The sequence below is a fragment of the Clostridiaceae bacterium genome (genome assembly GCA_012840395.1).
Classification (GTDB): Bacteria; Bacillota; Clostridia; order Acetivibrionales; family DULL01; genus DULL01.
In genome coordinates this window covers 1-14,579 of sequence record DULL01000046.1, presented here as the reverse complement: position 1 = coordinate 14,579, position 14,579 = coordinate 1, and the positions used below count along the sequence as shown (strand labels likewise).

Genomic DNA, 14,579 nt, shown 5'->3' with positions numbered 1-14,579 from the left:
AAGATAAGTTGTATTAGTCAGTGGAGGCTCTATGGTTAATAATAATTATTTAGAAATTCCTGATTATACATTTGTATATTCAGAAATCAATAAATGTATATTAGCCCACCCAGATAAAACTGCAGCATTTATATATGTGGAAATAGATAATTTTAAGGAAATCAACACTAATTTTGGATATTCTTATGGTAATAAAGTAGTTGCCTATATAGCCGAGATACTCCTTTCAATGTTTCACGCTGATAATTCATGTATTTTCAGGCTGTGTAGTGATAGTTTTCTGATTGTTTTTCATGGGTGGAAAAGCATAGCAGAAGTTGATGAAGCTGCTATCATGATTATTCAAAGTGTTCTTGAGACTAATCAAATAGAGGGATGCTTTGTTAATGTATATCTTAATATTGGCATTTCAATCTACCCAAACAATGGACAAAGGGTTGAAGAACTGCTGAAATGTTCGAGTATAGCTGTCAGCAAAGCCAGATATAGTGGCAGGAATAAATATGTTTTCTATAAAGACCATATGCAAAATAGTATTTTGAAAAAATCAACCCTGGAAAACCATCTTCATACTGCATTAAAAAATTATGAATTTGAGATTCACTACCAACCACAGGTAAAAGCTGATTCAGGGGAAATTCTGGGATTTGAGGCTTTACTCCGCTGGAATAATACTGAATTAGGAGATATATCTCCAATGGAGATTATAAACATTGCTGAAGAAAATTACCTTATAATTCCTATAGGGGAATGGGTCTTAAGGAATGCATGTTTTTTTCTAAAAGAACTCCATAGTATGGGATATGATAATCTTACCATGTCGATAAATGTTTCTGTGAATCAGTTGCTAGATGATGATTTTATTAATAACATATTCGACCTGTCTTATCATCTGGGATTGAATACGGAATGTTTACATCTGGAAATAACAGAATCAGTACTAAGAGAATCTTATTCAATCATCAGCCAAAGACTGAATTTGTTAAGAGAAAAAGGAATTAAAATCGCATTGGACGATTTCGGCAAGGGATACTCTTCACTAAGTGAACTTAAAGATCTGCCGGTAGATATTATTAAAATAGATAAGACTTTTATAGATATGATAACTACTGAGAATAGAGAAAAAGTAATAACAGGCATGCTCATAAGTATTATACAAAAACTAGGCAAGGAAGTTATTGCTGAAGGTGTTGAAACAATTGAACAAAGGGATTATCTGTTAGAAAATAATTGTAAAATTTTACAGGGATATCTGTTTGGCAAGCCTGTTTCCCAGGAAAAGGTGCTGGAAATGCTGCCGAAAAAAACAAAAACTGAAAGAAGCAGCTTTATAAAGTTTATGTGGAAAAAGGATTATGAAATGGATATTCCTGAAGTTGACAAGCAGCACAAATATTTATTTGAATTGGGAAATAAAATTGCAAATTTAGTTTTTTCAGACAATATTTCTGACCTGTCAGTTGAGATTTCGACGATACTTGGTGAATTAATGGATTACGCCAATTATCATTTTAAATGTGAAGAAGAAGTTATGGAAAAACATTGTTTTGTCCATTTAGGAACCCACAAGAAAGGGCACTCATATTTTATTAAAACTGTAGAAAGGATTGCAGGAGAAGTTAAAAACCCTGCAGATAGAGAAACATTGTCCAAGCTTTTAGACTTTACATACCTATGGATTACCAACCACATTCTGAAAAGTGATATGAAATACAAGATTTTGTTTGATAAAGGAGAGAATAAAATATAATTTATAAAACAGAACAAAAAAATGCATATAATAAAGCAAACTAACAAAACAGAAAACGTAATGCAAACAAAGGAGGAGAAATATAATGAGTAAAAATAAAATCTCATGTCTTTTTCTTTCCCAGGAAGATTTAATATCTGCAGGTTGTTTTGACCTTAAGGCCGCCATGGCTTGCGCCAGACAAGCTCTTATGGATTATCAGAACGGGAAAATTTTATTTCCGGAAAAAATTGTCCAGATCTTTAATGAAGAAACCCAGGAGCGAATCAATTGCCTGCCTGCAACTCTTTTGGAAGAAAAAGTATGCGGAGTTAAATGGGTGTCTGTTTTTCCATTAAATCCTGTAAAATATGGAAAACAAAATTTATCGGCGCTCATATTATTATCTGAAATTGAAACAGGATTTCCTGTTGCGGTTATGGAAGGTACTTTATGTTCTAATATACGAGTGGCAGCTATGGGTGGAATAGCAGCAGATTTTCTGGCGAGGAAAAATTCTGAGACCATAGGCTTTATTGGCGCAGGTGAACAGGCTAAAATGCATCTATTGGCCATGAAGTCTGTACGTCCTTCTCTAAAAATCTGTAAAGTGGCATCAAAATATGCTGAAGAAGAAGACAAATTTATATCAGATATGCAGGCGGTTCTTCCGGATATAAAATTCATTTCTTGTAGAACAATATTAAAAGATGCAATTACCGGTTCAGATATCATTGTAACTGCAACAAGCGCCCAGGCTCCGTTGCTCAAAGCAGAGTGGATTAAAGAAGGCGCGTTTTACAGCCATATTGGTGGTTGGGAGGATGAGTTTGCTGTTGCCAAAAAGGCTTCAAAGATAGTATGTGATGACTGGGATACTGTTAAACACCGCACGCAGACACTGAGCCGGATGTTCAAATGCGGTGAGTTAACTGATAATGATATTTACGCAAACCTTCATGAAATAGTTATGGGCAAAAAAGCGCCAAGAGAGACTGAAGATGAGTTTATATACTTTAACGCAGTAGGACTATCTTATGTAGACGTTTCCATTGCGTATAACATGTTTAAAACCTGCAGGAATGCAGGTATAGGAACACATTTGAGGTTACAGGATAGTATGATATTTGATAAGGCAAACCTTATTGAAAAGATTATTATATAATATACAATAGAATTATTATACTAAACAAAATGGCCTAAATAATTTAGACTTTTTTGTTAAAGGGGGTTAACATGTCATCATACAGAGTTCTTGTTGCAGGCTTCAAACATGAAACAAACACTTTTATCAAGCAGCCTACAACTATGGAGGATTACAAAAAGAGAAGACTGGTATATAACGATGAAATTATTCGGTTTTTTACCGGTACAAAGACAGAAATTGGCGGTTTCATAGATACAGCACAAAAAGAAGGTATTACTCTCATTCCTTCTATAGCAGCGGATGCCTGTCCCGGAGGACGGGTAGAAAAAAAGGTTTTTAATCATGTAAGAGATGCAATAATAAAAACCTATAAAGAAAATCAGCCTATTAACGGTATTTTGCTATCATTGCACGGAGCCATGGTTCTTGAGGGTTATCCTGATGGTGAAGGCCTGCTTCTTGAAAGTATCAGGCAGGTGACAGGATATGACCTGCCCATAATGGTTACATTGGATCTTCATGCCAATATTACAGAAAAAATGCGGTTTAACAGCAACGGGATGTTCCCTTTTGATCATTATCCCCATGTGGATATGTATGAACGGGGTGTGGAAGCGGCAACCAATTTATTTCGTATGCTGCGTAACGAGATAAAGCCGGTTATATGCATAAAAAAACTGCCTATTCTAAACCCTTGCCTTGAAAGCGGCAAGCCGCCCCATAAGCCATTCTTGGATATGGCCCTGGAGTGGGAAAAGAATCCACAGGTTATCAGTGTGTCTGTAGTATCAGGTTTTCCTTATGCAGATATACATGATGCAACAATGACTGTTATTGCTCAGACCAATAATGATCCTGAACTTGCCTCACAAATAACAGAGGAAATAGGTGAAGCTATTATTAAGAAACATAAAGATTTTGTTAAATATACAACTCCTCTTGAACAAGCCATTAGAGAGGCTGTTGAAGCACCAGAAGGGCCTGTTGTAATAGCTGATGTATCTGACAACACAGGTGCCGGTGCTCCCGGAGATGGTACTCATGTATTGCGAAAAATGATGGAGATGAACGTGAAGAACGCAGCTTTTGCATTAATTACAGATTCTGAAACAGTAGAAAAAGCTATTGAGGCTGGCGTCGGTTCTAGTGTTAAGGTTTCTCTGGGTGGAAAGAGCATGCCTGAAATCCTGGGTGATCCAATTGAAGCCGAAGGTATTGTAAAAACTATTACAGATGGTAGGTTTATTAATAAAGGACCTATGTCCAGGGGATTAATGAATGATATTGGTCCTACTGTTGTCATTGACTTTGACGGTATCGAAGTAATAGTATCGGGCAGGAGGATTCAACCCTTTGATCCTGAGATTTTCAGAAGGATGGGTATTGAGCCTTTAGATAAAAAGGTATTGGTGGTTAAATCCATGGTACATTTCAGGGCTGCATACACCCCTTTAGCTAAGAAAATTATTGATGTAGACGTGCCCGGACCCTGCCCTCAGAATCTCAGACTGCTAAAGTTGGAAAACGTCAGGAGGCCGGTATTTCCCCTTGATGAAATTGAATAGATATTTTTATTGTGATTTGATGAAGAATGCCTTTACTTTATATATTTATATGAATAATTGCCCTATGGGAGGCTGAATGAATTATGGATACTATGATAAGAAGAGAAGCTCTTAAAGAAGGAATAATGAAAGCTATTGTAAGAGGAGCGACATACATATCCGATGATGTTTACAAAGCTTTTAAAGAAGCCATAAAAATTGAGGGAAAGGAGAGTACGAGAACCTGTCTTGAGAAGACTTTGAAAAGCCTGGAAATATCAAGAGAAATAAAAAGTCCCTGTTGCCCCGATACAGGCTGGCCGATTTTTTACTTTAAGATAGGAAATGAAGCCCAGATTGAGGGAGGATTAATGGCTCTTGAAGAGGCAACTAAAGAGTGTGTTGAAGAGGCTACTCATAAAGGTTATTTGAGAGCAACCATGAAACACCCTCTTACAGGATATGATCCGGGAAACAACATTGGTGAAAACATACCACATCTTACATATAAATTTGTTCCCGGGAAGGATATACAGGTTACCTACTGCGCCAAGGGAGGAGGCTCAGAGGTTTTTGGAGGCACTCAATACAGGATGATTGCCTTTGCTGACGGCTTAACAGGTATCAAAAAATTCGTTGTGGATTCCTTTATATCATCTGCAAGGGCGGGTGCAATTTGTCCTCCGTCGGTATTGGGAGTAGGTATAGGCGGAACAGCCAATATTGCTGCCAATATTGCAAAAGAAGCAGCATGCCTGAGAAAAATAGGTTCTCATCATCCGGATCCTCAGATAGCGGAACTTGAAATTGAACTTACAGAGGCATTAAATGAACTAGGCTTTGGCTTAATGGGAGCAGGAGGAAGTACTTCAGTATTTAGTGTAAATATAGAATATGCGTACACCCACATTGCAGGTATTGCTGTGGCTACCAGCAGCAATTGCTGTGTGGCAAGACGGGGAACAACAAAAATTTGTCATGATAATACCATTGAGATAATGGATTATCCTGACTGGTTTGATGGGAGGTAATAATATGGCAACTCATTACTTGAATATTCCTTTAAAAGATGAAGATATAGAAAAAATAAAAATTGGAGACACGGTATATTTTTCCGGGCCTGCTTTTACCTGCCGCTCGCGGCTCCAGAGATATATTTTTGATGAAAAACATGAACTTCCTTTTAATACAGAAAACCAAAACTTACTTATACATGTAGGTCCTATAGTCATAAGGGAAGAAGATAACTGGAAACTGGTTTCATTTATGCCTACTTCCAGCATCAGGTTTGAAAAGTGGGGAGCAACTTCAATAGAAAACTGGAAACTTAAGGCCATTGTAGGAAAAACGACAATGGGTAAAAAAACAATGGAAGCCATGAAAAAATTCAAATGCATCCATGCTTCACCGCAGTCAGTAAGTCCCAATCTCTGGCTTGATTCAATAAAAATTAAAGATGTATACTTGTTTGATGAACTTGGGTCTATAGAGGCTTCCTGGCAACTGGAACTTGATAAGCTGGGACCTTTCATTGTGGATATAGACTGTGAAGGGAATAATTACTTTGAGAAGTTGGATGCTATAGTAGAAGAGAACAGAAAAAAAGTATATGAAAAACTAGGAATACCTGATGATTTTGAGTATACGAAATTGTAGAAACATGTACTCAGAAGAGCTATATCAAAACTAAAAAATAACATTAAAAGAGTTTTATCTAAACAAAATTTTATTTTATATAAAAAATTCCTGCCCCTTGTTACTTATTGTAAATATCCTGGTTTTGCCATGGATTTTGTTTTGAGCCTTCAGGTCAGACATATATTGTGCAAACTTGCCGGTGGTTTCATAGCTAACTCCAAAATGCATAGGAAATAAGTGCTTCGGGCTTATTTCCTTTATAAAATATTCTCCGCCCATATAATAATTATTCTCTAATCTTGGATCAACAGGGAAAAATGCAATATCAATTTCTTGTGAAGATATATATTTCTTTATTTTAGATATTTCACCGGTAAAAGCATTTCTCATGGTTGCGGCTTCCTCAGGTGTATCGTCAGGCCATGCCCACCAGTTTAAATCACCTGCATGAAAGATTCGCAGGTCGTCAATGTCAACTAAAAAAGAAATACCTATATCAGTAGAACCGAAGGCCTTTATGTTTAAATTGTCAATTTTTATTTTCTGATAAGGAGATATAAATATAGTATTTTGGTTATTATTAGCAATATCTTTAATGCTATCTTTTATATCACTGCTAAGTATGTATTTAATATCCGGTCTGGTAATTGACCATTTGAAAATTTCATTATTGAAATGGTCGCCATGGCTATGAGAAGAAAAAACATACATTTTCTTGTTGGCCAGGTCAGGTTTATTTAAATCTACATGCCCTTTATAATAATCAAATATTAGGAAGCAATTAACTGTTTGGACGCTAAATCCGCTATGAAATATATATTGAATCTTAACAGACTGATTATTCATAGTATTTCACCTGTTCTCACAAAAACTAATATACATTATCTAAAATAATTCATATGCCTTATGATATTCAGTAGTAATTTCTTTAAGCTATGGAAATATTTTATATGTTAGAATATATAAAATCAATTATATTTTTTAATACAATTATATTTTAAATAATTCTATAATATTTAATAAATACACCATATTTTATTATGAACTTACTTAACCTTATTTTTTCATCTTATTAACTTAATAACTAATTAACTTATTAACTTATTAACTTATTAACTTATTAACTAAAACTCTTATTGACTTTTACCATCTTATTTTATGTTTTATTGTGGAAAAACAAAGGAATGAAGGTTATAATAGAATCTAGGGTTCTAATAGGTGTGAATACTGAAGAACAATAAAGAAATTGAGCTAATAACAATTTCTTTAGGAAAATTGAAAAGTAATAAATATATGCCTTGAAGATTTCAATAATAAAGGAGAATATAAGTGATTAAAACTTCAGTAATAATATGGACAGTCATCAGCACAATCATCTGTTTTGGAATTCCAATAGGAGGATTTCTGTTAATCCAATCCAGAAAGCAGATGGTAACCAGGCCCTTTCTTGCAGGGGCACTGACTTTTTTCCTGTCTCAGGTTGTGGTACGCATACCAATTTTTACTTTGATATTGCCATATATGATGTGGTATAACCAGTTGTCATTGAATCCCTGGCTGTATGGACTCTTTTTGGGTTTTACGGCAGGTCTCTTCGAAGAAGCCGCAAGACTTTTTTTCTTAAAGGTATTATGCAGGAAGAACAGGAGATATATAGACGGCATTGCTTTCGGCCTTGGGCACGGAGGAATTGAGGCGATATTGCTGGTAGGAATAAACGCAATAACCATGCTGATTTACTTTTTTGCAATAAACAACGGAACCTTTGACAGCCTCACTGCAGGACTTGATCCTTCCTATGCATCTGCCATTTATCAACAATATACGGGAATTACTGCCCTGCAGGCGGCACTTATGGGTGTGGAACGCATAATAGCAATCATAGCACATATTGGATTTAGCATGATTATACTTACGGGAATAAGAAAGAAACGTTCTTTTAAGTACCTGGTTATTGCAATTCTAGGGCATACCCTGCTTGATGCTCCAATTATTATTCTGCCCCAGGTTTTCGGTGTAGGGGAAATAGGTCTGGAAATATATCTTGCACTTTGTGCGGCAGTATTGATGTTTTATACAATAAAAGTCAAGGAGAAATACATTGATCATGATCAGGGTACTATACCAGCTGATAGTATCAAATAATAAATTTCAAGCAATTAAGGAGGATTAAAATGAGAAGGAATCCAGGCATTTTGTTAGCCATTATTCTTATAACAGCATTAATAACAGTATTACTAGCAGGTTGCACAGGTACAAAGCTTGCAGAGAGTTTTGATAAGGATGAAGTAATTAGCACGGCTGAAGAAATTATTGGCTTTATGAGTAATGAAGATTATGAAGCTATCACCAGTAAAGTAAGGGAAGACTTGAGAAAAGATTTATCTCCAGATGTATTGAAAAATGCAGCAGATGTAGTTTTAAAAGGGGCAGGAGAGTTTAAAGAATTTCAGAAAAGTTCCGTTGTGGGGCAGAAGAGTAAATCAACAGGGGAAGATTACGCTATAGCCATACTAATTACGGAATATGAGAATAAGAAAGTAACTTATACTATTTCTTTTAATACAAATATGGAAGTTGTAGGTTTCTATTTGAGATAAAAATATGGGGGCAAAAGCCCCCGGATTAGGATAAGTTTGCAAATTTATTTTGATTATATATTACTTATACATATAAATATCATAGATTCATAGGTTAGCCTGGTGAGCAATTGCTGCACCAGGATTTTAATATTGGTATTTAGTATTAGTAATATCCAGGAGATCCATAAAATCCAGGAGATCCGTAAAACCCAGGAGATCCATAAAATCCTGGATAACCAAAGAATCCTGCATTGTAAGGGAAGGGCCTTCTTCTTCTACGTATCAGGTTGCTTATTATTATAGCGCCGATAAAATCTCTTAAAAGACGTCTGCCGGTTCCCAAAAATTGTCTTTCTTTTTCATTTAGTCCATGTTTACAAGCACTTTCAACATCTGCTTCAACCTGTGTATATACCTTGTCAATCATTGATTCTAACTGATCTTGAGTTGGTACGAATGACTCACCGTAAACTCCCATTAAATTATTGCATTCTCTGTCGGCAACAGGGTGTATGATTTTATATGTCCTTGGATACATTGCCTCTAACTGAGTTTCTAAATGATCATAGGGCATGGACATATAGGGGCAGGACTGGAAAGACTCCATCACCGGCATATTGCCGGTATAATAATTATTATACACATTAACACCTCCCTGATAATATGTGCTAAATATATACACTTTATTTTATGAAATAAGAAAGATATTAGTTACAAATAAAGAACTTATGTTAATTATAATTTCTATTTTTTATGATTAAAGGTAATAATATGAGGTATATAAAAAATAAATAGGCAATCAATATATTATGAAGAAAATAAAATATAATTGGGGAAGAATAATATAAGAATTAGCGCAGATGATTATTATGATCATATGGACATAAAAATATTACGGAAAAATAAGATCACGTTTTTGAAAGGTTAAATTAAAGTTAGTAGGAGGGTTACTATGAGCGAACAAATTAATAACCGTGAATATCGTCAAAAAGTATTAAAAGAGATCATAGGGGAATTACATAAGGGAAAAAGTGTGGATGAGGTAAAACCTAGATTTGAAAAGCTGATTAAAGGAATATCCACTTCTGAGATAACAGAGATGGAGCAGGCGCTTATCATGGAAGGTATGCCTGTTGAAGAAATACAAAGGCTTTGCGATGTACATGCCGCAGTATTTAAAGGTTCTATAGAAGAAATTCACAATCCTCAAAGTCAGGAAGAGATTCCCGGCCATCCTGTCCATACCTTCAAGCTTGAAAACAGGGCTTTGGAAGAGTTGCTAAATAACAGAATAATAACACTTATGGAGAATTTTAAAAGTTCGGACAGCCAGGAAAACGTCAATTTACTTCTTGAAGAATTTGAAACTCTCTCTGAAATAGACAAACATTATTCCAGAAAAGAAAATTTGCTGTTTCCTTACCTGGAGAAGTACGGCATTACAGCTCCTCCAAAAGTAATGTGGGGTGTGGATGATGAGATAAGGGATGCAATAAAGGAAGCGAAAGAACTTATTGCAAACTATTCCGGAGATAAAAACAATATTGTTGAAAAGGTTAATAATGTAGTTAAAAGACTAAATGAAATGATATATAAAGAAGAAAAAATACTATTGCCTATGGCATTAGAAACCTTGACAGAGGATGAGTGGTTGAAGATAGCTGAAGAAAGTGAAGAAATTGGGTATTTCCTTGTAAAACCCGAGAAAAAGTGGAAACCTGCCAGAGCTAACCTGGAGAAAAAAGCCCAAGAAGAAAACAAACTTAATGAAGAAGACTGCTCTGACAATAATTTAGTAAAATTTGATGCAGGAGTGCTTTCTCAGGAAGAAATAAATGCAATTTTTAATACCTTGCCTTTAGATATTACATTTGTAGATAAAGATGGCCATGTGAAATATTTCTCTCAGGGCAAGGAAAGAATATTTGCCAGACCAAAGACGGTTTTGGGAAGACATGTAACCAATTGCCACCCACCGGCAAGTGTCGGCATTGTGAACCAAATAGTTGAAGAGCTAAAATCCGGCAAGAAAGAACATGAAGATTTCTGGATTAAGATGGGCAACAAATATGTGTTTATAAGATACTTTGCTGTGAGAAATCAAAAAGGCGAATTCTTAGGCATAATGGAAGTTACCCAGGACATTAAGCCTATACAGGATATTACCGGAGAAAAAAGACTGATTTCAGAAACATAGTTTGATCTCAGAAAATTAAAGCATATATAGTGTTAACAATATATAAGGAAGCTGAATATTTTAGTATTAGGATTTTTTTATAGAAAAGATGTTATTATGAGCAATATTCAGCTTCCTTTGCAAATAATTACAAAAAAGATTGTTATGCCTGGGCTTGAAGTGTTTTATCCCTCTATTACCTATGGAACTAATTCAAATGCTATGCTAAGGATGAACCAGCAAATAATTAACCTTGTTAACAGGTTAATTGCAGAACAGGGTTATTATCAGGAACCATATACTACAAGTGTTACCGGATATTATGAGCTAAAGTCAAATGAAAGGGGAGTACTTAGTCTATCAATAATTAATTATACTTATCACCAGCATGCAGCTCATGGCTTAACAATAACAAAATCATTAAATTTTGATGTACTTACAGGCAAAAATTATCAACTATACGAACTTTTTAAACCAGACTCCAATTACATTCAGGTATTATCTGACATTATCAAGAAACAAATAAAGGAAAGAGACATTCCTGTAATCGAAGAATTCAAGGAAATAAGGCCTGACCAGGATTATTATATTGCCGACAAAGCATTGGTAATATACTTCCAGCTATATGAATTGTCCCCTTATGCTTACGGAATGCCTCACTTTCCTATATCAGTATATGAAATAAGCAATCTTATAAAAGAAAACAGTATCCTTGATGTAATGGCGACCAATTGATAAACAAACTTAAGGAGCCTGTCTTTCAGCAGGATATTGTCTTGTTATTGGAAGTATGGCTCCTGTTGCATTTGATAAAATAGCATCAATACCTAACTCAAGATACTCTTGAGCTTCCTTTTCATCATCAGCAAAATAAATATTGCAAAAAATTCCTGCGGCGTGAGCTTCATCTATCATGTCTTTATTAAAGTATGGCTTAAAAAACTGGAGGCGTTTGCATTTATATTTTATAGCATTCATGACAATATTCATTGGATTTAATCCACCAAGACAGTTGCGTACGATATCAGGAGCTACTTTGCCTGCAACCTCCAAAACATCAACATCGCCTGAAATATATACTGCGTTTTTACACTTATAAGCTTCAATAAGATTGACAATTTTTCGGATTGTGGACTCAGATATGGGTTTCCCTATATCCAGTTCACTTTTCACATGAATATTCATTTTAATACGATTAGCAAATAATTCAAGCACATCATCAAACCTGCAAAATTTTACACCCCGCCAGCCTTCACCTTTCCAAGCGCCTGCATCCAGGCGGGAGATTTCTTCCCAGGTCAGAGAGCTTATACGCCCCTTTCCGTTAGAAGTACGGTCTACAGTTGGATCATGGCATACTACCAATTCACCGTCACAGGTAGGCCACAAATCAAATTCTATTTCATCTGCGCCGGCTGCTATGGCTGCACCGAAAGACGGAAGAGTATTCTCAGGACAAACCAGGCTATAACCTCTGTGCGCAACAAGTAATCTGGTTCCTGGAGGATTTGTGTGATTTTTTGTGGAATACATTTTACATCTCCTTTTTGCAGAAAAATAATAATAATAAAACGAGCATAAGCAGGAATGAACTTAATAATATAAATTCTATCACAACATGATAAAAGGCGGCAATAGCGGATATTAACAGAGTGGTAAGGCTAATATTTCTGTTTAGCATATTTTCTGATATGATATGGTTGTGATGATTATTATAAAAACTTAAAAGAGGTCATCCATGATAAGATTATTAACATTCATAAAACGGCTATTTAAAAGTTTAATTAATAATGAACTGATGCGATATGGAATAATAGGCTTTTTAACAACTTTAATTAATATGGTTGTCTATGGCCTGTGTACAAGACTTGGTTTAAATTATCTTATTGCCAATACCATTGCTTTCATCATAGCGGTGCTGTTTGCATTTGTAGCAAATGACAGGATAGTCTTCAAGGTAAAAAGGAATGATCCTGCCTCTGTATTCAGCAGGCTTATAAAGTTTTTTGCCATGCGTGCAGGCAGCTATCTTGTAGATATGTTGCTGATGTTTTTCCTGATTGATATTCTTAAACAGAATGATATTATAGGCAAGGCTCTTACAAATATTGTTGTAATTATTTTGAATTATATAATGAGCAAATATTTTATATTTAGAATAGAATAAGGAAGCTTGTCTGTATTACATTGGAAAAATGGAGTTATTATCTCCTTGACACTTGTATGATATTTTGATAAATATTATTATATAATATGCTAAAAAGTGTAAGCAATATTTTATCTATATGTAACAAATTATACAAAAAGATGAAATATTTTAACATTTAAACGGGTGAAAATATTGTTATGTTTAAGGTGCGTTAACGTTGAAATTGCGTTAACGTTAAACAGGGAACATCTGGAGAAAAAACAACCTGATTTTTATTCAGGTGTTTATAATAAAATATTAACAATAAGGAGGCAGAAGTATGAGTAAGGTTTTTGACTTCGACCCGGCTCCGTGGATACCTTTTAGAGATAAAGAAGTTCTTGAGAGATGTAGAAACATAAAGCGCGAGGATATGGAAAAACATCCTAATCCTGACTTTAAAATTAAAATTGTTCAAGACGTTACTCCATTGTTTGTGGCTGATTGTTTCACCCGTATTAAAATGTCTGATGATTTAGATCAGAAACTGGTAATGATTTTCCCAAATCCATGGCCGTCCGCCTATGCCAATATAGCTGAAATGTGTAATCGTTACAGGGTAAACTGTAGAAACGTACATACATTTTGTATGGATGAATGGGCAGACCAGGATGGTAATGTAGCTCCTCTGACATACACTGCAGGTCTTGGATATTCTTTCAAAAAATATTTCTATGGAAAACTGGATCCTGAATTAAGACCAAAAGAAGAACAAATCCATGTATTCACCAATGAAAATGTTTATGATTACAGTAAAATAATCGAAGAAGTTGGAGAAGGTGGAGCAGACGTATGCTATAGTGCCAGCGGCTGGCCGGGACATATAGCTTTTATAGATCCTGATACAGAAGAATTTAAAGCTGATACTCTAGAAGAATTCCTTACTTTAGGTTCAAGGATTGTAACTCAGCATCCTCTTACAATAGCTGAAAACTCTCTGTTTGGTATCTTCGGATGCAGCGGAGACGTGGCAAATGTACCACCCAAGGCTGCAACAATTGGACCTCGTGACGTAGCTAATGCAAGGGATCGCTTTGAGATGCATTCATTAACCACTCTCGGAGGAGTAGGTACATTCCAGAGAATGATTTCAAGGTTGGTATTATATGGACCTGTCACCATGCAAGTTCCCGCATCTATAATACAATTGTTTAAGACATCAGTATATGTAAGTGAAGATATAGCAAGACCATTTGGTTGTTGGGAAACTGTTGGCTATTAATTTAATATGTCATCAAAGTTTTATATAAATTTTATATAAGTATTAGTACCGGATGACAATAACATCTGGTACTGATTAACACTTCTTTTCTTACAGCTTAAGCCATAACAATGACGGCATCTGTGATATCAACCGGGACTACATCATTGACTACAACATTGGAGACATCTGTGCCTGCATCAGTGCAACATCTATGAGGGACTTAATTTTTTTTCGCAAAAAATATCGGCTCTGTTAACTTAGTATGAAAGAAATGAGACCTGAAAGACTTCTAGTAGGTCTAAAAAGAAAAAAACCTACAAATGGAAGCCACTAAATGTAAGATAACACGAAAAAAAGAGAAGTGCAAGGCC

The 14,579-nt window shown here is 35.3% G+C and carries 14 protein-coding genes; 11 read left to right on the top strand and 3 right to left on the bottom strand.

What is annotated here, in order from left to right; genetic code table 11:
• Positions 1 to 31: 31 nt before the first annotated feature.
• The 5 genes from GXX20_05625 to GXX20_05605 all read left to right on the top strand — a co-directional run bounded on the left by GXX20_05625 (position 32) and on the right by GXX20_05605 (position 6,076).
• Positions 32 to 1,750 carry a bacteriohemerythrin gene (locus GXX20_05625; GenBank protein ID HHW31139.1) on the top strand — a complete coding sequence of 573 codons (1,719 nt, stop codon included), beginning with the start codon at positions 32 to 34 and terminating at the stop codon, positions 1,748 to 1,750.
• Between the two features lie 85 nt (positions 1,751 to 1,835).
• Positions 1,836 to 2,894, top strand: coding sequence for an ornithine cyclodeaminase family protein (locus GXX20_05620; protein HHW31138.1), 1,059 nt, complete (start codon positions 1,836 to 1,838; stop codon positions 2,892 to 2,894).
• A gap of 71 nt (positions 2,895 to 2,965) precedes the next feature.
• Positions 2,966 to 4,441: a M81 family metallopeptidase gene (locus GXX20_05615; protein ID HHW31137.1), complete on the top strand. Its 1,476-nt coding sequence runs from the start codon at positions 2,966 to 2,968 to the stop codon at positions 4,439 to 4,441.
• A gap of 83 nt (positions 4,442 to 4,524) precedes the next feature.
• Positions 4,525 to 5,451: a fumarate hydratase gene (locus tag GXX20_05610; GenBank protein HHW31136.1), complete on the top strand. Its 927-nt coding sequence runs from the start codon at positions 4,525 to 4,527 to the stop codon at positions 5,449 to 5,451.
• Positions 5,452 to 5,455: 4 nt separating this feature from the next.
• Complete coding sequence (locus GXX20_05605; GenBank protein HHW31135.1) at positions 5,456 to 6,076, top strand: hypothetical protein; 621 nt, start codon at positions 5,456 to 5,458, stop codon at positions 6,074 to 6,076.
• Between the two features lie 75 nt (positions 6,077 to 6,151).
• On the opposite strand, the gene GXX20_05600 is transcribed toward GXX20_05605, so the two are convergent.
• Positions 6,152 to 6,904, bottom strand: coding sequence for an MBL fold metallo-hydrolase (locus tag GXX20_05600; protein ID HHW31134.1), 753 nt, complete (start codon positions 6,902 to 6,904; stop codon positions 6,152 to 6,154).
• 483 nt (positions 6,905 to 7,387) lie between these two features.
• Between GXX20_05600 and GXX20_05595 the strand changes: the two genes are divergently transcribed.
• Together GXX20_05595 and GXX20_05590 are read left to right on the top strand one after the other, a co-directional pair.
• The gene (locus GXX20_05595) at positions 7,388 to 8,203 is read left to right on the top strand and encodes a YhfC family intramembrane metalloprotease (protein ID HHW31133.1); all 816 of its coding nucleotides are present in this window, start codon (positions 7,388 to 7,390) and stop codon (positions 8,201 to 8,203) included.
• 29 nt (positions 8,204 to 8,232) lie between these two features.
• Positions 8,233 to 8,658, top strand: coding sequence for a DUF3887 domain-containing protein (locus GXX20_05590; protein HHW31132.1), 426 nt, complete (start codon positions 8,233 to 8,235; stop codon positions 8,656 to 8,658).
• A 145-nt stretch (positions 8,659 to 8,803) separates the two neighbouring features.
• Here GXX20_05590 and GXX20_05585 read toward each other — a convergent pair whose 3' ends face one another.
• On the bottom strand, positions 8,804 to 9,283 hold the full coding sequence (locus GXX20_05585) for a hypothetical protein (GenBank protein HHW31131.1): 480 nt from the start codon (positions 9,281 to 9,283) through the stop codon (positions 8,804 to 8,806).
• A gap of 309 nt (positions 9,284 to 9,592) precedes the next feature.
• Between GXX20_05585 and GXX20_05580 the strand changes: the two genes are divergently transcribed.
• Both GXX20_05580 and GXX20_05575 read left to right on the top strand, forming a co-directional pair.
• Complete coding sequence (locus tag GXX20_05580; protein ID HHW31130.1) at positions 9,593 to 10,837, top strand: DUF438 domain-containing protein; 1,245 nt, start codon at positions 9,593 to 9,595, stop codon at positions 10,835 to 10,837.
• A gap of 96 nt (positions 10,838 to 10,933) precedes the next feature.
• The gene (locus GXX20_05575) at positions 10,934 to 11,551 is read left to right on the top strand and encodes a DUF3298 and DUF4163 domain-containing protein (protein HHW31129.1); all 618 of its coding nucleotides are present in this window, start codon (positions 10,934 to 10,936) and stop codon (positions 11,549 to 11,551) included.
• A gap of 9 nt (positions 11,552 to 11,560) precedes the next feature.
• On the opposite strand, the gene GXX20_05570 is transcribed toward GXX20_05575, so the two are convergent.
• Positions 11,561 to 12,349 carry a hypothetical protein gene (locus GXX20_05570; protein ID HHW31128.1) on the bottom strand — a complete coding sequence of 263 codons (789 nt, stop codon included), beginning with the start codon at positions 12,347 to 12,349 and terminating at the stop codon, positions 11,561 to 11,563.
• 205 nt (positions 12,350 to 12,554) lie between these two features.
• Here GXX20_05570 and GXX20_05565 point away from each other — a divergent pair, with 205 nt between their 5' ends.
• Both GXX20_05565 and GXX20_05560 read left to right on the top strand, forming a co-directional pair.
• Positions 12,555 to 12,983, top strand: a complete 429-nt coding sequence (locus GXX20_05565; protein HHW31127.1) for a GtrA family protein — start codon at positions 12,555 to 12,557, stop codon at positions 12,981 to 12,983.
• Between the two features lie 301 nt (positions 12,984 to 13,284).
• Positions 13,285 to 14,226, top strand: a complete 942-nt coding sequence (locus GXX20_05560) for a hypothetical protein (protein ID HHW31126.1) — start codon at positions 13,285 to 13,287, stop codon at positions 14,224 to 14,226.
• The last annotated feature ends 353 nt before the right edge of the window (positions 14,227 to 14,579 follow it).